The following is a 22,733-nucleotide window of genomic DNA, read 5'->3' as shown; positions in this document are numbered from 1 at the left end:
CATAGCAAAGCGATGATTACAGCGCCTTCCACGCATCCCCCCAGGCCAGACCTGCGCCCGGTTCGTAGTAAGTTGGCGCCACGTTGCACCAGGCTCCTTCCGGGAAGGGCTTGCACTGGAAAAGCGCGCCGTGGTTATTGACGATGTCACCCGGCTTCCAGCTCTGGCTGGCGCTCCACGCTGGATAGCTGATGACGCCGCTATCGCCTGCCGGCTCATCCTTCGCTTCCTCTGCCGACGTTTTCGCCTTCACATTGAGAGTGTAGGTTGCGGTACTGGACAGACTACCATCGCTGACGGTCAGGCTAACCACATACTGAGCATCTTTGTCGCTCTGCGGCGCGCTGAAATTGATAACCGCTTTATCCGCGCCGCTTAACGTCTGCCCATCCTGCGACATCCAGCTATAGCTCAGCTTATCGCCGTTAGCATCGGTAGAGCCTTCCGCACTCAGCGACACCAGGCTACCGGCTTCAACAGCGCCCACCGGGCCGGCAATACGCGCCACCGGCGCCACGTTTACCTGTGGGGCAGGCGTAACGTCATCCGTCTTATCAGACGCGCCATCGCTACCCGCATCATCAACCACGGTTACGTTGAAGTAGTGCTGCACGCATTTGCTGTAATCCCCCTCTTTGAACGCGCTGTACGGCGTCTGATAACTCACCAGCTGGCAGGCATTGGTTTTGCCGTCTGCGCTGTTCGGATCCCATCCCCAATCCTGTTCCCAGTAGATTGGCAGCGCGCCGGCACCGCCTTCATCAAACTGCTTCATGTTCTTACAGCCCAGCACTTCATCATCAGCAATAGGCACTTTGAGGTAGTTGGCGAACTCTTTGTAATAGGCAATACGGTTAAGCGACTGGGCATTTTCCGTGGAGCCACCGCATTCGACGCCGCCGTTGATGATCTGGATGCTCACGCCAAACCCCGGCACCAGGCCATTGCTCTTATCACGATCGTTTGGCTGCCAGGTGCCGTCGATAACGTGCAGCATGGAGGGTTTTGGCGGCTGCGGGTAAACAAAGAAGAAGACCGCGCTGGCGAGGTTCATCCATGAGTCCGCCACCAGCTGTGGTTTATCCAACAGCGGACGGACGTCGCCATACATCGCCTCGGAGAACGGTCCGTAGTTGTAGTTATAGGAAAGCTGTTTAGCGCCGCGGCCAAAATAGCTGAGGAAATCGCCATCGGCATCTTTACCGCAAGGCCAGGTCTGTCCCTGCCAGACATCCGGGTTACATTCGCCGTTATAGCCGCCTTTTTGTCCTTCGGTCCAGCCAACTTCGCGCAGATAGACCAGCGCCTGGCGCCATTCCGGAATATCGCGCCAGCTCTCGTGACCGCCGGTTTCCTGGGCGAAGTGGGCAAACATGGTAGCCAGCGATTTACGGCAGATTGCGTCGCTATCACGACCGTCGGTGTAGGTGCCGCAGACCGCCGGGAATTTACCAATCGCCTTCAGGAAGTTGCTGTAGGTATATTCCGGCGCGCGCATCGGGAACAGATAATCCCAATCCTGCTCGCTGAGCATGCCTTCAACGCGTTTAACGTTCTCCGGGTTAGCCGCCCGACCGGGCTCAATCTTTTCGACTGAAGCGTTATCGAGGGTACGAATAGAAGACTTCACCGCGTCCATTAGAGGAAAATCGGTTAATGCTTTTTCTTTCGCCGCCAGCTCGCTGGCTGTCATGGTGGTGGCTTCAGTGGCGCTGAGCAGCGGCGCAGCCTGTGCGGCGCTCAGACTTAACATGATCCCTGCGGCCACGGCGCTCAAGGCGACAGTTTTATGAATTGCCATAATATTATTCTCCTTTTCCTTGTGAACGGTCTGCCCAGGCGTTGTCCCCGGCAGTTAGCGCAGTGTCACGGGAGAAGGACATCATCGGCTAATCACATCACCTCATTGGCGCATCATCTTGCCTCAGTAGAAAAATGATAAAAAAAGGGGCCGGAAATCCGGCCCCTTAGAGAAAATAATGTGCTGAATAATCAGGCGTAGCCGTAGCTCATCAGACGCTGATAGCGGCGGTTACGCAGCTCTTCTTCGCTGAGGGTATCCAGGTCAGCCAGGTCGGCCAACAGCTGTGCCTTCAGGCTCGCCGCCATCGCTTCCGGGTTACGGTGGGCGCCGCCCAGCGGTTCTGGAATGATGGAATCAATCAGCTTCAGCTCTTTGAGACGCGGGGCAACGATACCCATCGCTTCCGCGGCCAGCGGCGCTTTATCCGCGCTTTTCCACAGAATAGATGCGCAGCCTTCCGGCGAGATAACCGAATAGGTGCTGTATTGCAGCATGTTGACCTTATCACCTACGCCAATCGCCAGCGCGCCGCCAGAGCCGCCTTCGCCAATCACGGTGCAGATAACCGGCACGCTCAGACGCGACATTTCACGCAGGTTGCGGGCAATCGCTTCCGACTGGCCGCGCTCTTCCGCGCCAACGCCCGGATAGGCGCCAGGGGTGTCGATGAAGGTAATGATCGGCATTTTGAAACGCTCAGCCATTTCCATCAGGCGCAGCGCTTTGCGGTAGCCTTCCGGCGCCGGCATACCAAAGTTACGACGGATCTTCTCTTTGGTTTCACGGCCTTTCTGATGACCGATGATCATCACCGGGCGACCATCAAGGCGCGCAATACCGCCAACGATAGCTTTATCGTCAGCGTAGGCGCGATCGCCTGCCAGCTCGTCAAATTCGTCGAAAGCCAGGCGGACATAATCCAGGGTATAGGGACGACGTGGATGGCGCGCCAGTTGGGCTACCTGCCATGCGCCAAGATCGGCGAAGATTTTGCGCGTCAGCTCTACGCTTTTTTCGCGCAGACGATGCACTTCTTCATCGATGTTAATATCCAGTTTCTCATCCTGACGGCTTACTGCAGTCAGGGAATCGATTTTCGCTTCCAGCTCTGCGATAGGCTGTTCAAAATCTAGGAAATTCAGACTCATAGTATTCCTGTATTAGTCAAACTCCAGTTCCACCTGCTCCGAGCCGATAAGGCCACGCAGATCGTTAAGTAAACGATCGCTCGGAGAGACGCGCCATGTTGCGCCAAAACGCAACCGCGCGCGCGCATCCGCCCTCTGATAATAGAGGTGTACTGGAATGGTTCCCGAACGGTGGGGTTCCAGAGACTGACGGAGTCGGTTTAAAAGCTGGTCATCAATTTGCCTGTCCGTCAGCGAGATAGCAAGCCCGCGAGCATATTTTTCCCGGGCTTCGTCAATATCCATGACTTCACGGGCGGTCATTTTAAGGCCCCCGCTGAAGTCATCAAAGCTGACCTGTCCGCTGACGATAAGTATGCGGTCTTTTTCCAGCAACTGCTGGTATTTATCCAGAGCGTCGGTGAATAACATCACCTCCAGACGCCCGGAACGGTCATCCAACGTACAGATGCCGATACGATTGCCGCGCTTGGTGACCATTACCCGCGCAGCAATAACCAGACCCGCCGCCGTGGTCACTTTACCACGATCGGTCGGGTGCATGTCTTTGAGTCTCACGCCCCCAACGTAGCGTTCGATCTCTTTCAGGTATTGGTTAATCGGGTGGCCGGTCAGGTACAGCCCCAGCGTTTCCCTTTCACCATCCAGCACCACCTGCTCCGGCCACGGCTGGCAGCTGGCGTAGGATTGCTCGATTTGCTCCGGCTCTTCCGCCAGCACGCCGAACATATCCGCCTGACCAATCGCTTCGGCTTTGGCGTGCTGATCGGCGGCTTTCAGCGCATCGTTCAGCGAGTTCATCAGCGCCGCGCGATGTGGGCCGAGGCGGTCGAACGCCCCGGACATAATCAGTTTTTCCAGTACCCGGCGATTGAGCTTTTTGATATCGGTACGGGCGCACAGGTCAAACAGCTCGCGGAAGTAGCCGCCATTGTTACGCGCTTCGATGATGGCTTCAATCGGGCCTTCGCCGACGCCCTTAATGGCGCCGATACCATACACGATTTCCCCGTCGTCGTTGACGTGGAAATGATACAGACCGGAGTTGATGTCCGGCGGCAGGATTTTAAGCCCCATGCGCCAGCATTCATCGACCAGGCCCACCACCTTCTCGGTGTTGTCCATATCGGCGGTCATTACCGCCGCCATAAACTCGGCCGGATAGTGGGCTTTCAGCCACAGCGTCTGGTAGGAAACCAGCGCATAGGCGGCGGAGTGGGATTTGTTAAATCCATAACCGGCGAATTTCTCCACCAGGTCAAAGATTTTCATCGCCAGTTCGCCGTCCACGCCGCGCTTTTTCGCCCCTTCTTCAAAGGTGCCGCGCTGCTTGGCCATCTCTTCCGGCTTTTTCTTACCCATCGCACGACGCAGCATATCCGCGCCGCCGAGGGTATAACCAGAGAGCTCCTGGGCAATCTGCATGACCTGTTCCTGGTACAGGATGATGCCGTAAGTCGGCTCCAGTACGGGTTTCAGACATTCGTGCTGCCACTGCACATCCGGGTAGGAAATCTCTTCACGGCCGTGCTTACGGTCGATAAAGTTATCTACCATCCCCGACTGCAGCGGGCCCGGACGGAACAGGGCCACCAGTGCGATCATGTCTTCGAAGCAGTCAGGCTGCAGACGTTTAATCAGATCTTTCATGCCGCGCGATTCAAGCTGGAAGACCGCGGTGGTTTCCGAGCGCTGCAGCATGTCGAAGCTTTTCTTGTCATCCAGCGGAATCGCGGCGATGTCCAGCGGCCCTTCGCCGTTCTTCGCCCGGCGCTTATTGATCATCTCCAGCGCCCAGTTGATGATGGTCAGCGTACGCAGGCCGAGGAAGTCGAATTTTACCAGCCCGGCGTATTCAACGTCGTTCTTATCAAACTGGGTAACCGGGTGTAGCCCCTGCTCATCGCAGTACAGCGGCGCGAAATCGGTGATTTTGGTCGGCGCGATAACCACGCCGCCCGCGTGCTTACCGGCGTTACGCGTCACGCCTTCAAGCTTACGCGCCATATCAATCAGCGCTTTAACTTCTTCGTCCGCTTCGTAGATTTCCGGCAGTTGCGGTTCCGCTTCAAAGGCTTTCGCCAGCGTCATGCCAGGATCCGGCGGCACCAGCTTGGAGATTCGGTCAACAAAGCCATACGGGTGGCCCAGCACGCGGCCCACGTCGCGAATAACCGCCTTCGCCGCCATGGTACCGAAGGTGATGATCTGCGATACCGCGTCGCGGCCATACATATCCGCAACGTGCTCAATCACCTGGTCGCGTTTCTCCATGCAGAAATCGACGTCGAAGTCGGGCATCGAAACACGTTCCGGGTTAAGGAAACGTTCGAACAGCAGGTCGAACTCCAGCGGGTCAAGGTCGGTAATTTTCAGCGCGTAGGCTACCAGCGAGCCGGCGCCGGAACCGCGTCCCGGCCCTACCGGCACGCCGTTATCTTTCGACCACTGGATAAATTCCATGACGATCAGGAAGTAGCCAGGGAACCCCATCTGGTTGATAACCTGCAGTTCGACATCCAGACGTTGGTCATATTCCGGGCGACGCTTAGCGCGCTCTTCGGGATCCGGGAACAGGAATTCGAGACGCTCTTCCAGCCCCTCTTTCGACTTCATTACCAGGAAATCTTCGGTGGTCATGTCGCCGGTCGGGAACTGCGGCAGGAAGTATTCGCCAAGGCGCACGGTAACGTTGCAGCGTTTGGCGATCTCAACGGTGTTTTCCAGCGCTTCCGGAATATCGGCAAATAGCTCGCACATCTCCTCCTCGCTGCGCATATATTGCTGCGGCGAGTAGTTGCGCGGACGCTTCGGATCGTCGAGGGTGAAGCCATCGTGAATGGCGACGCGAATTTCATGAGCGTCGAAGTCGCCGGTTTCCAGGAAGCGCACATCGTTGGTCGCCACTACCGGCAAACCATGCTCCTCCGCCAGTTGAACCGCGGCATGAAGATAGCTTTCTTCGTCCTGACGACCGGTACGGATCAGCTCCAGATAGTAGCGATCCGGGAAATGTTGTTGATAGAAGGCGAGACACTGCTCTACCAGCGGCATGTTTCCGCGGATCAGGCTGACGCCAACGTCGCCTTTACGCCCGCCGGATAGCAAAATCAGCCCTTCCTGATGCTCAACCAGCCAGTCGCGATCGATCCAGGGTCCGAGCGCGCCATAGCCGCGCTGATAGGCGCGAGAAATGAGCAGAGTCAGGTTCTGATAGCCGGTATTGTTGGCCGCTAAAACCGTCAGCTCGCTGAATTCATCGCCAAGCAGATCGCACTGAACATGGAAGTCAGCGCCGACAATGGGCTTAATCCCGGCGCCATGGCCCGTTCCGTAGAACTTAACCAGACCGCAGAGGTTGGTAAAATCGGTGATCGCCAGCGCAGGCATGCCTAGAGCGGCCGCCTTTTTCACCAGCGGCCCGGTTTTCGCCAGCCCATCGATCATGGAATAGTCGCTGTGCACCCGCAGGTGTACGAAACGTGGTTCAGACATCTTTAAATCCCAGTGACTTAGTTGGACGCCAGGCCCAGCGCGCGTTTCACCGGGCCGAAGCTACGCCGGTGGTGCTCTGTTGCGCCGTGTTCCTGCAGTTTTTGCAGATGTACAACGGTAGGATAGCCTTTGTGCTGGGCAAAACCGTATTGCGGAAATGCAATATCCAGCGTAGCCATTTCGGCGTCGCGAGTGACTTTAGCCAGAATAGACGCTGCGCTGATTTCCGCCACCCGGCTATCACCTTTCACTACCGCCTGCGACGGCATCGGTAGCGGTGGACAGCGGTTGCCGTCGATAAGCACGAACTCAGGGGTAATACTCAGACCAGCGACGGCGCGCTGCATCGCCAGCATCGTGGCGTGTAGGATGTTCAGCTCGTCGATTTCATGCGGCTCGGCGCGACCCAGGCTCCAGCACAGCGCTTTGTCTTTGATTTCATCGAACAGCGCCAGGCGGCGCTTTTCGCTTAATTTTTTAGAGTCGTTGAGGCCTACGATCGGCTTGCGTGGGTCCAGGATTACCGCGGCAGTGACCACCGCGCCGACCAGCGGCCCGCGGCCAACCTCATCGACACCGGCGACCAGATGGGTATGTGGATAAACGAACTCCATCATTTTGCTAACTCCAGTACTGCGTCCGCCGCCTGCTCGTCCGCGTTGCAGCGGATCTGCTGATGCAGCGCGCGGAAAGTATCATGCATATCGTGGCTGGTTTTGCCGTCGGCCAACAGCGGCTTCAAGGCGGCGGCCAGCGCCTGCGGCTCGCATTCATCCTGCAGCAGCTCTTTCACCAGCTCGCGCCCGGCCAGCAGATTTGGCAAGGAAACATAATCGGTTTTCACCAACCGCTTCGCCAGCCAGAAGGTAAACGGCTTCATACGGTAGCCAACGACCATCGGGCATTTCGCCAGCATGCACTCCAGCGCCGCCGTCCCCGAGGCCAGCAGCGCAGCATCACTGGCGATCATCGCATCGCGCGCCTGACCGTCCAGCATGTGCACCGTCATATCCGGCGCCGTCTCCGCTTTTATTCGTTCAAACTGTTCCCGCCGTTTCGCATTGACCAGCGGCACCACAACCTGCAGATCGGGATAGGTACCACGCAGAAGCTGCGCGGTTTTCAGGAAGTCGGCGCTGAGCATTTCGACCTCCGCGCCGCGGCTACCGGGCAGCAGCGCCAGGCAGTGAACATCATGCGGGATACCCAGACGGTCACGTGCCGCGCCCTTGTCAGGATCCAGCGGCATGGCATCCGCCATGGTGTGGCCGATGAAACGGCAGGGAACGTTAAATCTGTCGTAAAACGCTTTTTCGAAAGGCAGGAATGCCAGAACCAGATCGGTGGATCTGCCAATTTTGAAAACGCGTTTTTGTCGCCATGCCCAAACGGACGGGCTGACGTAATGAATGGTTTTGATGCCCTGCTTTTTCAGGTTACCTTCGAGGGTAATATTGAAATCAGGGGCGTCGATGCCAACGAAGACATCGGGACGCAGTTCGCCGAAGCGGCGCGTTAAATCGGCACGAATATGCAGTAAGCGGCGCAGACGACCAAGCACTTCAACAATGCCCATCACCGCCAGCTCTTCCATTTCGTACCAGGCTTCGCATCCTTCCGCCTGCATCAGCGGCCCCGCCACGCCGACAAAGCGCGCATCAGGGACGCGTGCTTTGAGGGCGCGGATGAGACCGGCGCCAAGAATATCGCCGGAGGTTTCTCCGGCGACCAGGGCAATCGTCAGGGGACGCTGTTCGGCCATTAACGAATCAAGCCGCGAGTTGAACGGGCGAAGAAATCGACAAACGGCTGAACTTCGGGATGCTGAGCCGCCAGTTCGGCGATTTCCGGCTTGGCTTCGTCCAGCGTTTTGCCGCTGCGGTACAGCAGTTTATAGGCGTTACGAATCGCGGTAATCGCTTCACGGCTAAAGCCGCGGCGTTTCAGACCTTCGATGTTGACGCCAAACGGCGTGGCGTGGTTGCCCTGGGCAATCACGAACGGCGGAACGTCCTGAGCGACGCCGGAGCAGCCGCCTACCATAACGTGCGCGCCGATGATGCAGAACTGATGTACTGCAGTCATGCCGCCAATGATGACGAAATCATCCAGAGATACGTGACCGGCCAGCGTCGCGTTGTTGGCCAGAATGCAGCGGTCGCCAAGCGTACAATCATGCGCCACGTGGGCGTTGATCATCAGCAGGTTATCGCTGCCCACCTTCGTTAATCCACCGCCCTGTACTGTACCGCGATGAATGGTGACGCTTTCGCGAATGCGGTTGCGATCGCCAATTTCCACTCGGGTCGGCTCGCCAGCATATTTCAGATCCTGGTTGACTTCACCGATAGATGCGAACTGATAGATCTCATTGTCGCGACCAATTTTTGTGTGGCCATTCACGACAACATGAGACTTCAGTACGGTGCCCTCGCCAATTTCGACGTTGGCGCCCACAATACAAAACGGACCAATGTGAACGTTAGCGCCAATGACGGCGCCTTCTTCTACAATGGCGGTAGGATGAATAAAGGCGGTTTTATCAATCACGTATCAGGCCTCCCGGCTACGCGCACACATCATCGTCGCTTCGCAAACCACTTTACCGTCAACCAGCGCAACGCCTTTGAAACGGGTCAGGCCGCGACGGGTTTTCTCAAAAGTGACTTCCATAATCATCTGATCGCCTGGTACTACCGGACGTTTGAAACGCGCTTCATCGATACCCGCGAAGTAATACAGCTCGCCCGGCTCAAGTTTTCCAACGCTTTTAAATGCCAGAATACCGGTGGCCTGCGCCATCGCTTCCAGAATCAGAACGCCAGGTAAAATCGGCTTACCAGGGAAATGCCCCTGGAAAAACGGCTCGTTTACGGAAACATTTTTTACTGCGCGCAGAAAACGACCTTCTTCAAAATCCAGCACGCGGTCTACCAGCAGGAACGGGTAACGGTGAGGCAGAAGTTCCAGAATCTCTTCAATGTGCAGAGTATGAGTGTCAGTAGTCAAAATACTCTTCCTGTCTAAATATACTAAAAGGCAATAATAACACGGCCTGCGGCAATCTTATTAACGAATGCAACAGGCCGGGAATGTAACGTGACCGAATGATGAATTAGTCTTGTTGATTAACCTTGCGCTCAACCGCTTTCAGGCGCTTGCTCATCTCGTCAATATTCATCACCAGCGCCGCAGTTTTACGCCACGCCTTGTTCGGCTGTAGCGGAATACCTGAGGAATAGACGCCAGGTTCAGAGATAGGACGCATAACCATCCCCATCCCGGTAACGGTGACTTTATCGCAGATTTCCATATGGCCGTTAATCACGCTGGCGCCGCCAATCATGCAGTAACGGCCAATTTTCAGGCTGCCGGCCATAATCACGCCGCCAGCGACGGCGGTATTGTCGCCAATCACCACGTTGTGCGCAATCTGGCACTGGTTATCAATGATAACGCCATTGCCGATCACGGTATCGTCCAGCGCGCCGCGATCGATGGTGGTACAGGCGCCGATCTCCACGCGATCGCCAATAATAACGCGACCAAGCTGCGGGATCTTCACCCAATTACCGCGATCGTTAGCGTAACCGAAACCGTCCGCGCCGATCACCGTACTGGACTGGATCAGGCAATTTTCACCGATCTCAATCTCATGGTAAACGGTAACGTTGGCCCATAAACGCGAGCCGGCGCCGATTTTGCTATTTTTGCCAACGAAGCAGCCTGCGCCGATAACCACGTTATCGCCCAGCACCACGCCGGATTCGATAACGGCATTTGCGCCAACGGAGACGTTGTCACCCAGCTTCGCCGTGGGATCGATCACCGCGCTTGGCGCGATGTCTTTCGCCGGCTGCGGCGTGGTATCTAAAATTTGAGCCATGCGCGCGTAGGTCAGGTAGGGATTACGCACTACCAGCGCGGCGCCGTGGGCAAAGGGTAAATCGTCCGGCGTCATCACAACGGCGGAGGCCTGGCAAGCGGCCAGGTGTTCACGGTATTTAGGATTTACCATGAAAGTAATTTGGCCTGCTTTAGCGCTCTGCATGGACGCAACGCCGGTGATGACGATATCGCCATCACCGTGTAACTCTGCATCCAACTGCTGTGCTAAGTCAGCCAGTCGAATTGAAGGCATTACTTATTTAACCTGTTTCAGTACATCAGCGGTGATGTCTTTCACATCGCTGCTGTTGTATGCGACGGCATTAGAGTCAACAACCAGATCGATGCTCTGATCTTTCGCTACGCTCTGAACGGCGGTCTGGATACGGGTAACCAGTTTGCCACGTTCTTCGTTGGAACGACGTGCGCGATCCTGCTCAAAAGCCTGTGCTTTCTGCGCGAAGGACTGACGCTGAGACATCACGTCTTTTTCCAGCTTGCTACGATCTGCGCCCGGTTTCATAGACTGCAGACGCTGCATTTTGGACTGCAGATCGCCTTCCAAACGCTGCAGTTCGCTAGCGCGGCCTTTGAACTCATTTTCCAGCGTGTTGGAAACGCCAGTTTTCTGGGCTACCTGTTGGAACAGGTTGTTCATGTTAACCATTGCAATTTTATCTGCCGCCTGAGCGGAAGTTACCATTGCTAAACCCAGACCTGCAGCTAATAACCACTTTTTCACAATTGACTCCTTACCATCCCATGAGTACCCAGGGGTACCGTTATTTGCGTGGCCAGGCGATAGCATCCGCTATCGCCTACAGTCAGCGCTATACTGCACTTACATTCCGTTGTTGCCAACAATTACCAGGTTTTACCAATGTTAAACTGGAACTGCTCGGCTTTGTCTCCATCGTACTTTTTAAACGGTTGGGCGTAGGAGAAGACCAACGGCCCCAACGGCGACATCCACTGTACCGCGATACCCGCAGACATACGAATGTTGTTCGGATCGCTGTAGTCAGGCACGCCTGCTGCTCGAGTCGCCGCAGTATTTTCCCAGTTTGTATCCCACACGGTACCCATATCCCAGAAAATGGAGGTACGTACCGAGTTCGCATATTTATCGCTGATAAACGGCGTCGGGGTAATCAGCTCCAGGCTGGCGACCGCCATGGCGTTACCGCCGACCGCATCGTCTGATTTACAGTATGAACCGTCAGAGTTGGAACATTCTTCGTAGTCGCTATTATCTCCGGCATAAGCCCCGGATTTATAGACCGCTTTCGGACCGATGGTGTTCGACTGGAAGCCACGCACGGTACTTGAACCACCAGCGTAGAAGTTCTCATAGAACGGCATCTCTTTGCTGCCGATACCGTCGCCATAACCCAGGCGGGTACGACCCAGCACAACCCACTGGTGATCGTCATCGATCGGCACGTACGTCGCGGTATCCAACGTCGCTTTGTAGTATTCGTTGTCTGACCCCGGAATGGTCACTTTACCGTTCAGGTTGACGCGCGAACCTTCCGTTGGGAAATAACCACGGTCCAGCTTGTTATAGGTCCAGCCGTAGTTAAAGGTGAAGTCATTCGCGGTAAAGCTGCCGGTGCTGTCTGACCCTACAGAGTCAAGGTAACGATCCATCGCCACCTGCGGCTGCATGTTGGACAGGGAGTTATGAACATAACCTAAACCTGCACGCAGAGAGTTGTATTCGTTGATCGGGAAGCCGAGGGTGACGTCCGTACCATAGCTTTTGTTGGTATAGTCAGACAGATCCGCGTCATTCGCATCGAAGTCGTTATAGAAGAGGCGACCGCCGAGGCTCACGCCGTCTACGGTGAAGTACGGGTTGGTAACCGACAGTTCAGCGTAGGTCTGGTAGTCGTTCTTGGTCCCGTTGATGCCAACCGAGTAACCCGTACCTAACCAGTTATCCTGCTGTACGCCCGCCTGGAAGCTGACGCCGCTTTCGGTACCGTAACCGATACCGAAGTTCAGGCTACCGGTGTTACGTTCTTTCACCTTGTAAACGACATCAACCTGATCCGGGCTACCCGGCACGCGCTGGGTGTCGGTATCGACGGTTTCGAAATAACCTAAACGGTTAAGACGGTCTTTACCCTGGTCAACCAGGTCGCTGCCCAGCCACGCCCCTTCCATCTGGCGCATTTCGCGGCGCAGTACGGAATCTTTGGAGGTGTCGTTACCTTCGAAGCGTATTTTACGCACGTAGTAACGGTTGCCGGCATCAACGTTAATATGCAGCTTCACGGTTTTATCCGTGTCGTTGATTTCGGGCTGCGACTGAACGCGCGGATAGGCGTAGCCATAGCGACCGAGGAGTTTCTTAATATCATTCTCCATTTTGGTCACTTTGGTGCCGTTATACAGCTCGCCCGGCTCAATTTTGGTCAGCGATTCGATTTCCGCCGAATGGCCCGCCAGATCGCCCGTTATCTGCACGCCGGAGAGCTTGTACTGCTCGCCTTCGGTGATGTTAACGGTGATATAGATGCCTTTCTTGTCCGGCGTCAGGCTAACCTGCGTCGAATCGATGTTGAAACGCGCGTAACCGCGATCCAGATAGTAGCTGCGCAGGGTTTCAAGGTCGCCCGCCAGTTTCTGTTTCTGGTATTTACGATCGCCGACGACGTTCCACCACGGTACTTCATCGCGCAGTTGGAAGTGAGAGATCAGTTCGTCAGTGGTGAACGCGTGGTTACCGACAATGTTAATCTGCTGGATTTTCGCCGAGACGCCTTCCTGGAAAACCAGTTTCAGGTCGACGCGGTTACGCGGCAGCGGCGTCACGACAGCTTTTACGCTGGCGCTATATTTACCGACGCTGTAGTAGAAATCTTCCAGCCCTTTTTCGATATCGGCAAGCTTGGTGCGATCGAGAGATTCCCCAACGCGAACGCCGGATGCCTCAAGGTTTTGCTTGAGCATGTCATCCTTCACCGACTTGTTGCCGGAGAAGGTAATGCTCGCAATTGTTGGGCGCTCTTTCACCTGCACCAGCAGGGTATCACCATCGCGCAGGACGCGGACGTCCTCAAAGTTGCCAGTGGCAAACAGAGCGCGAATGGTGTTACTGATATCATCATCGGTCACCGTATCGCCAGGACGCACTGGCATGCTGAGGAGGGCCGCACCAACAGCGACACGCTGCAAGCCTTCGAAATGAATGTCCTTCACCACGAACCCTTCAGCACCGTATACAGTCGCGCTGCTAAACAGCAGCGACGCTATGAGCAACTTTTTCATCGCCATCGTTATTATGCGTTCTTCCTAACAAACTCTCTTACAACCGAGAGAAATCATTGAAAAGTGCAAGCCCCATTAACAGCACCAGCAGTATTGAGCCAATGCGATAACTAAAGTCTTGAACTCGCTCGGATACCGGCCCGCCCTTCAGCTTTTCAATCGCTAAAAACAGCAGATGCCCCCCGTCGAGGACGGGTAGCGGGAACAAGTTGATTATTCCGAGGTTCACGCTAATCAGCGCAAGGAACATCAGATAGTAAATCAACCCAAATTCCGCTGACATTCCAGCCCCCTGAGCGATAGAGATCGGCCCACTGAGGTTGTTCAGTTTGACATCACCGGTTATCAATTTGCCCAGCATCCTGACCGTTAACGACATCAGTTGCCAGGTTTTATCCGTGGCTTCGGCGATGGCGGCAAACGGCCCGTACTGACGCACTGTCTTGTATTCATCAGGCAGCGGGATAACTTTTGGCACTACCCCTGCAAACCCTTCAGCCTTGCCTTTTACCGACTTCGTATCCGGAGTCAGGGTCAACGACAGCGGCGTACCTTGTCTGTCGACCTCCAGAGCCAGCGCCTTGCCCGGATTGTCACGCACCAGATTAACAAACGTCATCCACTGCGTTAACGGTTGACCATCGACTTTAACGATCCTGTCTCCCGCTTGCAAACCTGCTTTCTGCGCGGCCGACTGAGATTGTACCTCAGCCAGCGCGGTATCAATCTGCGCACTACGCGGCTTGATGCCCAGCGAGGCCACCGGATCTTGCTTATCCGGCTCAAACGCCCAGTGCCGCAGGTCGAGGATTTTATCCTGACGTTGGTTCGTCCCGAAAGGGGCGACGGTAAGTATTGTTTGTTGGTCGCCAATCTTCGCGACTAACGCCATACGTACTGCATCCCAATCAGGCGTTTCGATGCCATCTATCGCTTTAAGTTCCATTCCTTTTGCAATTTGTGCTTGCGCAGCGATGGAATTGGGCGATATTTCATCAACAACCGGACGCACGCCAGGGACGCCGATGATAAACACCAGCCAGTAGGCAAAGATGGCAAAAATGAAGTTGGCGATAGGGCCTGCGGCAATGATGGCCGCGCGCTGACCAACGGTTTTATTATTGAAAGCGTAGTGACGCATTTCCGGCGCCACCGGTTCGACGCGTTCGTCGAGCATCTTCACATAACCGCCGAGCGGGATCAGCGCGATAACAAACTCGGTCCCCTGCTTATCCACGCGGCGCCACAGCGCTTTACCAAAACCAATGGAAAAACGTTCAACGCGCACGCCGCATCGACGAGCCACCCAGAAATGGCCGAACTCGTGCACGGTGATCAGTACGCCAAGCGCAATAATAAAAGCGGCCAAATTCCAGAGAACGCTCAGCATAAAACCTTCCGTCAAATCGTCCTGAAGACTAACAACAGCAGACAAGCGAACACCGGCACCGCAGCCGTCAGGCTATCAATGCGATCTAAAATACCGCCATGTCCAGGGATCAGATGCCCGCTATCCTTGATGCCGGCTTCACGTTTAAACATACTTTCCGTCAAATCGCCCAGCACTGAAGCCAGCGCCGCCACCACCGAGCAAATCAGCAACACGGTTGGGGTGACATCCAGATGAGCCCATACGCCATAAACCCAAGAGATAACGGCTGCCGTCAACAGGCCGCCGAAGAAGCCCTGCCAGGTTTTACCCGGAGAAACCTTCGGCGCCAGCTTATGCTTGCCGAACATTTTACCGAACATGTAGGCGCCGGAATCCGCGCCCCACACCAGAATCATGACGTACAGCAACCACACCGCGCCGCTATAGTGGTTATCGGCATAATGCCATGCGCGCAGCGCCAGCATGCCCCAAAAAAACGGGACGATAGTCAGCAAGCCGAAGATCAGACGCAACGCTTTTGAATGGCGCCACAACGCCGCCGAGGCCGGATAAGAGAGGACCAGCACCAGCGCGACAATCCACCAGCCAAACGAGGCCCATAACGATCCCTCAACCATCGGTTGATGCGCGTCATAGTGGTATTCGGGCAACATAAAGAGCATCAGCGCCAACAGCAGGCCGCAAAGCACCGCGAGCCACACGCGCTGCGTCGTTGAGGTAAAACCGCTTAATTGCCCCCACTCCCACGCGGCGAGCATACAAACGACCAGGGTGACGATAGCAAAGCCCGCGGGCGGCAATAGAAAAAGCGCCGCAATAACGACGGGAATTAAAACGAAAGCGGAAATCAGGCGATACTTCAGCAAAAGTGACCCCCATCAGGCATGACTGCCACCCGGCTCTTCTGTGCCGCCAAAACGACGCTCTCGACTAACGAATGCATGGAGTGCACCTTCAAAGTCCTGTTCAGCAAAATCGGGCCAAAGAACATCCGTAAAGTAAAGTTCGGCATAGGCAATTTGCCAAATCAAAAAGTTACTTATTCGGTGCTCTCCCCCGGTCCTAATAACTAAATCAACGGGAGCCAGTTCATGCATACACACCTGCTGGCTAAGCATCTCTTCCGTGATCTCTTCAGGTTTTAACAACCCTTTTTGTACCTGTTCGGCCAGTTGACGCGCGCCCTGGACAATATCCCAGCGGCCGCCGTAATTAGCGGCGATATTCAGCGTTAACCCCGTATTGTTTGCCGTTAGCGCCTCCGCCTTACGGATGCGCTCCTGCAGCCGGGCATTAAAACGCGTCGTCTCGCCGATAATCCGCAGGCGGACATTGTGACGATGCAGGCTTTTTACTTCGCTATCCAGCGCCCAGACAAACAGTTCCATCAGCGCGCTCACTTCCTGCGCCGGACGGTTCCAGTTTTCACTACTGAATGCGTAAAGCGTTAATGCTTCAATACCATTATTCGCCGCGAAGGAGACCGCGCGACGAACAGATTTCGCTCCAGCTTTATGGCCAAAGGCGCGAATTTTACCTTGTTGTTTCGCCCAACGACCGTTGCCGTCCATGATAATGGCGACATGGCGACAACCATGTGCAGGCGACATTTTGCTGACAGTTTGATTAGCAGACAACATAACGCGTTTTAAGTCCATAATAAGGATTAGCTTAGCCACAACACACACGCCGCCGGGCAGCGCTGAATACGCATTTTTATCCGGCGCCGGAGCTACAGCCAATCGCAGAGAACAACCAAAAGCTTTACGCAAAAAAGCCGTGTCTTGCCACGGCCACCGTAATCTTTCACAACAAAATGCAACGATCGGGTGGCGCAGACTATATCACTGAAGCCCAGCGCCCACAAATATCACAACGCGTTGTAGGGACTCCCCTGCGCCATGTGTTATCGAAGTTGTCGCTGTGCGGCGACGCGTGCTTCGGCATCAATTGCAACCACTTCATCAATGCTTTGCGGTTCATTGAGCGCCATATTATCCAGCACCGCCTGGTTCACTGCCGCAATATCGGTAAAGCGGATTTCACTATTCAGAAACGCCGCCACCGAGACTTCGTTAGCGGCATTCAACGCCGTCGTCGCCGCCTGGCCGACATCAAAAGCGTCCATCGCCAACTTGAGGCACGGATAGCGATCGTAATCCGGCGCCGAGAAGCTCAGGTTGCTCAATTGACAGAAGTCCAACGGTTTAACGCCGGAGTTCAGACGCTGCGGCCAGCCCATGGTATGGGCGATCGGCGTGCGCATATCCGGCTCGCCTAATTGCGCCAATACGCTACCGTCCTGATAGCGAACCATGGAGTGAATCACCGATTGCGGATGAATAATGACTTCCATCTGCTGCGCAGAGGCATTAAAAAGCCAGCGGGCTTCGATGTACTCCAGCCCTTTATTCATCATCGTGGCGGAATCAACGGAAATTTTGCGTCCCATTGACCAGTTCGGGTGGCGGCAAGCCTGATCCGGCGTCATTGCCGCCAGCTCAGAAATCGCCGTTTCCCGGAAAGGACCACCGGAACCGGTCAGCAGAATCGACGAGACGCCGTTCTGCGTCAGGTCAGCGTATCCCAGATGGTTTTGAATTGTTTCCGGCAAACTCTGAAAAATCGCGTTATGTTCGCTATCAACCGGCAACAGTCGAGCGCCATACTGCTGAACCGCGTCCATAAACAGGCGGCCGCAGGTTACCAGAGACTCTTTGTTCGCCAGCAGTACCGTTTTGCCGGCGCGAATTGCCGCCAGCGTCGGCGCCAGGCCGGCCGCGCCAACGATGGCCGCCATCACCTGATCGACCTCATCCAGCGCCGCGACATCAGCCGCCGCCTGCTTGCCGCTCAGCACTTCGGTGCGGCAGCCCTGTTCACGCAGCAGCGTACGTAAACGCTCAGCGCTTTGCGCATCATCCATCACCGCGAATCGGGGAGAAAATTCCAGACATTGTTCAACCATACGGTCGACATTTTTCCCCGCGACCAGCGCGGCGACGGAAAAGCTTTCGGGATTATGACGCACCACGTCCAACGTGCTGCAGCCGATTGAACCGGTCGAACCGAGAACGGTTAATTGCTTCATGAGACGTCCAGAAGAATTGTGACAGGATAAAAAGCAAAACGCCGCCAGCAAGCCCTTTACGCATCAATCCTCGGGGCTAAAACGGCGGCGAATGACCTTCGGTATAAAAAGGAAGGCTACAAGGCCAGCGATTTTAACGCAATCCCAAATATTGAGCGTACGGTCTTCTGTACGGCGTTTCAGACTTTACGCAGCCCCGAATTCCCCGGGCCTGCGTAGCGGCAGAAAATCAGAACTGCATCAGTTCCGCTTCTTTCTCTGCCAGCGCCGCATCAACTTTCTTAATGGCGGCGTCAGTCATTTTCTGCACGTCGTCCTGAGAGCGGCGATCGTCATCTTCGCTGATCTCTTTCTCTTTGAGCAGAGCTTTAACTTTGTCGTTCGCGTCACGGCGAACGTTACGCACGGCGACACGCGCCTGCTCAGCTTCGCCACGCACGATCTTAGTCAGATCTTTACGACGTTCTTCAGTCAGCGGCGGCAGCGGAACGCGGATATCGCTACCCGCAGAACTTGGGTTCAGACCCAGGTCAGACGCCATAATCGCTTTTTCAACGGCCGGGCTCATAGAGCGGTCGAAGACGTTGATTTTCAGCGTACGGGAATCTTCCACCGTAACGCTTGCCAGCTGGCGCAGCGGGGTCGGCGTGCCGTAGTATTCCACGATGATGCCATCCAGCAGGCTTGGAGAAGCACGGCCCGTGCGAATTTTGCTGATTTGGTTTTTGAATGCTTCAACGCATTTTTCCATGCGTACTTCAGCATCTTTTCTGATATCGCTAATCACGTTACGAATCCTTGAAAACTTGTCTCAGACAGACCACACGGTCGCCCACTGCGAAAGTGAGCTAAGTATAGTCCTGATTAATTCAATTAACCGGGCAACTTCCCCGCTAAAGTAAAGCGGAATATTACCCGGAATTAGCGCCGACGGGAATTATTCCGTAATCAACGTGCCTTCTTTTTCGCCCATGACCACGCGACGCAGCGCGCCTGGTTTGTTCATGTTAAATACGCGAATTGGCAGTTTGTGGTCGCGCGCCAGGGTGAAGGCGGCAAGATCCATCACTTTCAGCTCTTTATCCAGCACTTCGCTATAGGTCAGCTGATCGTACATGGTAGCGGAAGGATCTTTCGCCGGGTCAGCGGTAAACACGCCGTCAACCTTGGTCGCTTTCAGAACCACGTCGGCTTCGATTTCAATACCGCGCAGGCAGGCTGCGGAGTCGGTGGTAAAGAATGGGTTGCCGGTACCCGCGGAGAGGATCACCACGCGATTGTTACGCAGCAGGCTAATCGCTTCCGCCCAGCTGTAGTTGTCGCACACGCCGTTCAGCGGGATTGCGGACATCAGGCGAGCGTTCACATAGGCGCGATGGAGCGCATCACGCATTGCCAGGCCGTTCATGACCGTTGCCAGCATGCCCATGTGGTCGCCCACAACGCGGTTCATACCCGCTTTCGCCAGACCAGCACCACGGAACAGGTTACCGCCACCAATCACTACGCCAACCTGAATACCCAGTTCAACCAGTTCTTTGATTTCCTGAGCCATACGGTCAAGTATGCTTGCATCAATACCGAAGCCTTCTGAACCCTGCAGAGCTTCGCCACTTAACTTCAGCAGAATACGTTTGTAGACGGGTTTTGCATTGGTAGCCATGTTTCTTTCCTGAGACTGTCAACGATTGAGATGAGTTAATTCTGACGACATTGTATGCCATCGTTCAGCGCAGTCACTATAAGCGATTGGCTGATTTTACAAGAGAGGCGCAAAAAGAAGCCGCCCTCAGGCGGCTCCTTTTTTAAAAATTAAGACTGCTTGGACATCGCAGCAACTTCTGCTGCAAAGTCAGTCTCAACTTTCTCGATGCCTTCGCCCACTTCAAAGCGGATGAAGCCAGTAACGTCGGCGTTGTGCTCTTTCAGCAGCTGACCAACAGATTTGCTCGGTTCCATAACGAAAGGCTGACCAGTCAGAGAAACTTCGCCGGTGAATTTCTTCATGCGGCCTTCAACCATTTTCTCTGCGATTTCTTTCGGCTTACCGGACTGCATCGCGATGTCCAGCTGAACCTGGTACTCTTTTTCTACTACTTCAGCAGAAACGTCTTCCGGCTTAACGAATTCCGGCTTGCTTGCAGCAACGTGCATTGCCAGCTGCTTAACCAGCTCTTCGTCAGCGCCTTTAGCGGCAACCAGAACGCCGATGCGAGCACCGTGCTGGTAGCTGCCCAGAACGTCGCCTTCCAGGATAGCGATACGACGGATGTTGATGTTCTCGCCGATTTTAGCAACCAGGGCAACACGTTCTTCTTCGAACTGCGCTTTCAGAACTTCAACGTCGGAGATTTTACCAGCAACAGCGGCGTCCAGTACTTTGTCAGCAAATGCCTGGAAACCACCATCTTTAGCAACGAAGTCAGTCTGGCAGTTAACTTCCAGAATGTAACCGTAGTTGCCGTCGATTTTGGTTTTGATCACGCCGTCAGCAGCAACGTTGCCTGCTTTTTTCGCCGCTTTGATCGCGCCGGATTTACGCATGTTTTCGATTGCCAGCTCGATGTCGCCATTAGCTTCAGTCAGTGCTTTTTTGCAATCCATCATGCCTGCGCCAGTACGTTCGCGCAGCTCTTTTACCAGGGAAGCGGTAATTTCAGCCATTCTAAAATCCTCGGGAGATGTGGAAACTGCCCGGCCTGCGGCCAAACAGCATAAATTGAAAAAAGGGGCCTAAAATTGGCCCCTATTCATACACGGTACTAATAAGGGCTTAAACCTTATTATTCAGCTTCTACGAAGCTTTCTTCCGCCTGAGAAGCCAGGTCCTGAGAGCGACCTTCACGAACGGTAGCTGCAACAGCGCCCAGGTACAGGCTAACTGCGCGGATTGCATCGTCGTTACCCGGGATAACGAAGTCTACGCCGTCCGGATCAGAGTTGGTATCAACGATAGCAAATACCGGGATACCCAGGTTGTTTGCTTCTTTGATAGCGATGTGCTCGTGGTCAGCGTCGATAACGAACAGTGCGTCCGGCAGGCCGCCCATGTCTTTGATACCGCCCAGGCTGTTTTCCAGCTTGTCCAGCTCACGAGTGCGCATCAGCGCTTCTTTCTTGGTCAGCTTCTCGAAAGTACCGTCCTGGGACTGAGTTTCCAGGTCTTTCAGACGTTTGATGGACTGACGAACGGTTTTCCAGTTAGTCAGCATACCGCCCAGCCAGCGATGGTTCACGAAGAACTGGTCGCAGCTGTTAGCAGCTTCTTTTACCGCTTCGCTTGCAGCGCGCTTAGTACCAACGAACAGGATCTTGCCTTTACGGGCAGAGATTTTGTTCAGCTCAGCCAGAGCTTCGTTGAACATCGGTACAGTTTTCTCAAGGTTGATGATGTGAACTTTGTTACGCGCGCCGAAGATGAAAGGCTTCATTTTCGGGTTCCAGTAACGGGTCTGGTGACCAAAGTGAACACCAGCCTTGAGCATGTCGCGCATGGAAACAGTTGCCATGTTTAAAACCTCTATAGATTAAATTGGGGTTATGCCTCCACGTATCCCATATTACCGACCCCAAAGGGCACCCCGGAATATGTGCCGATACGTGTGTGTTATTTACACAATATGAGTATGTCGCTTACGCCCATCCTTGTGTATCTGAGATGGAACGGAAGTCCGGCGCGCTTTATACCACAAAACCTGGCCAGACACCAACTCTTGTTGACGTCGCGTGCTGTTAATGATTCTCAATTTGGCACCAACGTACCCGGACTGTTACCATTGACAGGACTTAATCTATTATTGTCGAAAAAATCGACACTGCTGGACATATTCCATGGCTATCTCTATCAAGACATCTGAAGACATCGAAAAAATGCGCGTTGCCGGCCGTCTGGCCGCCGAAGTGCTGGAAATGATCGAACCCTACGTCAAACCGGGCGTCAGCACCGGCGAACTGGATCGCATCTGCAACGACTACATTGTTAATGAGCAGAAAGCGGTCTCCGCCTGCCTCGGCTATCACGGCTTCCCGAAATCGGTCTGTATCTCTATTAATGAAGTGGTGTGCCACGGCATCCCGGATGACGGCAAGCTGCTGAAAGACGGCGACATCGTCAATATCGACGTGACCGTGATTAAAGATGAGTTCCACGGCGATACCTCAAAAATGTTCATCGTCGGCAAACCGACTATCCTCGGCGAGCGCCTGTGCCGCATCACTCAGGAAAGCCTCTATCTGGCGCTGAAGATGGTCAAACCGGGTATTAACCTGCGCGCGATCGGCGCGGCGATCCAGAAATTCATCGAAGCGGAAGGTTTCTCCGTGGTACGTGAATACTGCGGGCACGGTATCGGCCGCGGCTTCCACGAGGAACCACAGGTACTGCACTATGACTCGCCGGAAACCGACGTGGTGCTCAAGCCGGGTATGACCTTCACCATCGAACCGATGGTCAACGCCGGTAAGAAAGAGATCCGCAGCATGAAGGACGGCTGGACGGTGAAAACCAAAGACCGTAGCTTGTCTGCGCAGTACGAGCATACTATTGTGGTAACCGATAACGGCTGCGAAATTCTGACGCTACGCAAGGATGACACCATCCCGGCGATAATCTCGCACGATGCATAATGAAAAGCCGGC

At 54.7% G+C, this 22,733-nt stretch carries 19 protein-coding genes; 1 reads left to right on the top strand and 18 read right to left on the bottom strand.

Annotation, left to right across the window (positions count from 1 at the left end; translation table 11 throughout):
- Window positions 1-16: 16 nt before the first annotated feature.
- The 18 genes from PGR79_RS17660 to rpsB form a co-directional block, all read right to left on the bottom strand.
- A complete protein-coding gene (locus PGR79_RS17660) occupies window positions 17-1,801 on the bottom strand; it encodes a chitinase (protein ID WP_395226957.1) in 1,785 nt (594 codons plus the stop codon).
- Window positions 1,802-1,992: 191 nt separating this feature from the next.
- The gene (gene accA, locus PGR79_RS17655) at window positions 1,993-2,952 is read right to left on the bottom strand and encodes an acetyl-CoA carboxylase carboxyl transferase subunit alpha (protein WP_045390153.1); all 960 of its coding nucleotides are present in this window, start codon (window positions 2,950-2,952) and stop codon (window positions 1,993-1,995) included.
- 12 nt (window positions 2,953-2,964) lie between these two features.
- Window positions 2,965-6,447, bottom strand: a complete 3,483-nt coding sequence (gene dnaE / locus PGR79_RS17650) for a DNA polymerase III subunit alpha (protein WP_113374442.1) — start codon at window positions 6,445-6,447, stop codon at window positions 2,965-2,967.
- A 17-nt stretch (window positions 6,448-6,464) separates the two neighbouring features.
- The gene (gene rnhB / locus PGR79_RS17645) at window positions 6,465-7,064 is read right to left on the bottom strand and encodes a ribonuclease HII (RefSeq protein ID WP_271031954.1); all 600 of its coding nucleotides are present in this window, start codon (window positions 7,062-7,064) and stop codon (window positions 6,465-6,467) included.
- Window positions 7,061-8,209: a lipid-A-disaccharide synthase gene (gene lpxB / locus PGR79_RS17640; RefSeq protein WP_015368154.1), complete on the bottom strand. Its 1,149-nt coding sequence runs from the start codon at window positions 8,207-8,209 to the stop codon at window positions 7,061-7,063. The genes rnhB and lpxB overlap by 4 nt, the downstream gene beginning before the upstream one ends.
- Window positions 8,209-8,997 carry an acyl-ACP--UDP-N-acetylglucosamine O-acyltransferase gene (lpxA, locus tag PGR79_RS17635; protein WP_015368155.1) on the bottom strand — a complete coding sequence of 263 codons (789 nt, stop codon included), beginning with the start codon at window positions 8,995-8,997 and terminating at the stop codon, window positions 8,209-8,211. Before lpxA ends, lpxB begins: the two co-directional genes overlap by 1 nt.
- Window positions 8,998-9,000: 3 nt before the next feature.
- Window positions 9,001-9,456 carry a 3-hydroxyacyl-ACP dehydratase FabZ gene (gene fabZ, locus PGR79_RS17630; RefSeq protein ID WP_004145858.1) on the bottom strand — a complete coding sequence of 152 codons (456 nt, stop codon included), beginning with the start codon at window positions 9,454-9,456 and terminating at the stop codon, window positions 9,001-9,003.
- 106 nt (window positions 9,457-9,562) lie between these two features.
- On the bottom strand, window positions 9,563-10,588 hold the full coding sequence (lpxD, locus tag PGR79_RS17625) for a UDP-3-O-(3-hydroxymyristoyl)glucosamine N-acyltransferase (protein WP_271031953.1): 1,026 nt from the start codon (window positions 10,586-10,588) through the stop codon (window positions 9,563-9,565).
- A 3-nt stretch (window positions 10,589-10,591) separates the two neighbouring features.
- A complete protein-coding gene (skp, locus tag PGR79_RS17620; protein WP_087860839.1) occupies window positions 10,592-11,077 on the bottom strand; it encodes a molecular chaperone Skp in 486 nt (161 codons plus the stop codon).
- A 122-nt stretch (window positions 11,078-11,199) separates the two neighbouring features.
- Window positions 11,200-13,617: an outer membrane protein assembly factor BamA gene (gene bamA / locus PGR79_RS17615; RefSeq protein ID WP_087860840.1), complete on the bottom strand. Its 2,418-nt coding sequence runs from the start codon at window positions 13,615-13,617 to the stop codon at window positions 11,200-11,202.
- Window positions 13,618-13,648: 31 nt separating this feature from the next.
- The gene (gene rseP / locus PGR79_RS17610) at window positions 13,649-15,001 is read right to left on the bottom strand and encodes a sigma E protease regulator RseP (RefSeq protein WP_045390141.1); all 1,353 of its coding nucleotides are present in this window, start codon (window positions 14,999-15,001) and stop codon (window positions 13,649-13,651) included.
- An 11-nt stretch (window positions 15,002-15,012) separates the two neighbouring features.
- Window positions 15,013-15,870 (bottom strand): phosphatidate cytidylyltransferase, encoded by an 858-nt coding sequence (gene cdsA, locus PGR79_RS17605; protein ID WP_087860841.1) that lies wholly within the window; start codon window positions 15,868-15,870, stop codon window positions 15,013-15,015.
- 12 nt (window positions 15,871-15,882) lie between these two features.
- Window positions 15,883-16,644: a (2E,6E)-farnesyl-diphosphate-specific ditrans,polycis-undecaprenyl-diphosphate synthase gene (ispU, locus tag PGR79_RS17600; RefSeq protein ID WP_087860842.1), complete on the bottom strand. Its 762-nt coding sequence runs from the start codon at window positions 16,642-16,644 to the stop codon at window positions 15,883-15,885.
- Between the two features lie 266 nt (window positions 16,645-16,910).
- Window positions 16,911-18,095, bottom strand: coding sequence for a 1-deoxy-D-xylulose-5-phosphate reductoisomerase (gene ispC / locus PGR79_RS17595; RefSeq protein WP_087860843.1), 1,185 nt, complete (start codon window positions 18,093-18,095; stop codon window positions 16,911-16,913).
- A 229-nt stretch (window positions 18,096-18,324) separates the two neighbouring features.
- Window positions 18,325-18,882: a ribosome recycling factor gene (gene frr / locus PGR79_RS17590; protein ID WP_015368165.1), complete on the bottom strand. Its 558-nt coding sequence runs from the start codon at window positions 18,880-18,882 to the stop codon at window positions 18,325-18,327.
- 150 nt (window positions 18,883-19,032) lie between these two features.
- On the bottom strand, window positions 19,033-19,758 hold the full coding sequence (gene pyrH / locus PGR79_RS17585; protein WP_004098747.1) for a UMP kinase: 726 nt from the start codon (window positions 19,756-19,758) through the stop codon (window positions 19,033-19,035).
- 149 nt (window positions 19,759-19,907) lie between these two features.
- Window positions 19,908-20,759: a translation elongation factor Ts gene (gene tsf / locus PGR79_RS17580; RefSeq protein ID WP_015368168.1), complete on the bottom strand. Its 852-nt coding sequence runs from the start codon at window positions 20,757-20,759 to the stop codon at window positions 19,908-19,910.
- A gap of 119 nt (window positions 20,760-20,878) precedes the next feature.
- Window positions 20,879-21,604, bottom strand: coding sequence for a 30S ribosomal protein S2 (gene rpsB, locus PGR79_RS17575; RefSeq protein WP_004858107.1), 726 nt, complete (start codon window positions 21,602-21,604; stop codon window positions 20,879-20,881).
- A gap of 322 nt (window positions 21,605-21,926) precedes the next feature.
- Between rpsB and map the strand changes: the two genes are divergently transcribed.
- Window positions 21,927-22,721: a type I methionyl aminopeptidase gene (gene map, locus PGR79_RS17570; protein WP_430922155.1), complete on the top strand. Its 795-nt coding sequence runs from the start codon at window positions 21,927-21,929 to the stop codon at window positions 22,719-22,721.
- The last annotated feature ends 12 nt before the right edge of the window (window positions 22,722-22,733 follow it).

Source organism: Klebsiella sp. 141161 (genome assembly GCF_050600815.1).
Taxonomy (GTDB): Bacteria; Pseudomonadota; Gammaproteobacteria; order Enterobacterales; family Enterobacteriaceae; genus Klebsiella; species Klebsiella aerogenes.
The sequence above is the reverse complement of the archived record's forward strand: the minus strand, read 5'-3'. Positions and strand labels throughout refer to the sequence as shown.

What these genes read in the sequence shown, in the direction of transcription:
- PGR79_RS17660 (WP_395226957.1), bottom strand. Translation starts at nt 1,801, where the DNA reads ATGGCAATTCATAAAACTGTCGCCTTGAGCGCCGTGGCCGCAGGGATC.
- accA (WP_045390153.1), bottom strand. Translation starts at nt 2,952, where the DNA reads ATGAGTCTGAATTTCCTAGATTTTGAACAGCCTATCGCAGAGCTGGAA.
- dnaE (WP_113374442.1), bottom strand. Translation starts at nt 6,447, where the DNA reads ATGTCTGAACCACGTTTCGTACACCTGCGGGTGCACAGCGACTATTCC.
- rnhB (WP_271031954.1), bottom strand. Translation starts at nt 7,064, where the DNA reads ATGATGGAGTTCGTTTATCCACATACCCATCTGGTCGCCGGTGTCGAT.
- lpxB (WP_015368154.1), bottom strand. Translation starts at nt 8,209, where the DNA reads ATGGCCGAACAGCGTCCCCTGACGATTGCCCTGGTCGCCGGAGAAACC.
- lpxD (WP_271031953.1), bottom strand. Translation starts at nt 10,588, where the DNA reads ATGCCTTCAATTCGACTGGCTGACTTAGCACAGCAGTTGGATGCAGAG.
- bamA (WP_087860840.1), bottom strand. Translation starts at nt 13,617, where the DNA reads ATGGCGATGAAAAAGTTGCTCATAGCGTCGCTGCTGTTTAGCAGCGCG.
- rseP (WP_045390141.1), bottom strand. Translation starts at nt 15,001, where the DNA reads ATGCTGAGCGTTCTCTGGAATTTGGCCGCTTTTATTATTGCGCTTGGC.
- ispU (WP_087860842.1), bottom strand. Translation starts at nt 16,644, where the DNA reads ATGTTGTCTGCTAATCAAACTGTCAGCAAAATGTCGCCTGCACATGGT.
- ispC (WP_087860843.1), bottom strand. Translation starts at nt 18,095, where the DNA reads ATGAAGCAATTAACCGTTCTCGGTTCGACCGGTTCAATCGGCTGCAGC.
- pyrH (WP_004098747.1), bottom strand. Translation starts at nt 19,758, where the DNA reads ATGGCTACCAATGCAAAACCCGTCTACAAACGTATTCTGCTGAAGTTA.
- tsf (WP_015368168.1), bottom strand. Translation starts at nt 20,759, where the DNA reads ATGGCTGAAATTACCGCTTCCCTGGTAAAAGAGCTGCGCGAACGTACT.
- rpsB (WP_004858107.1), bottom strand. Translation starts at nt 21,604, where the DNA reads ATGGCAACTGTTTCCATGCGCGACATGCTCAAGGCTGGTGTTCACTTT.
- map (WP_430922155.1), top strand. Translation starts at nt 21,927, where the DNA reads ATGGCTATCTCTATCAAGACATCTGAAGACATCGAAAAAATGCGCGTT.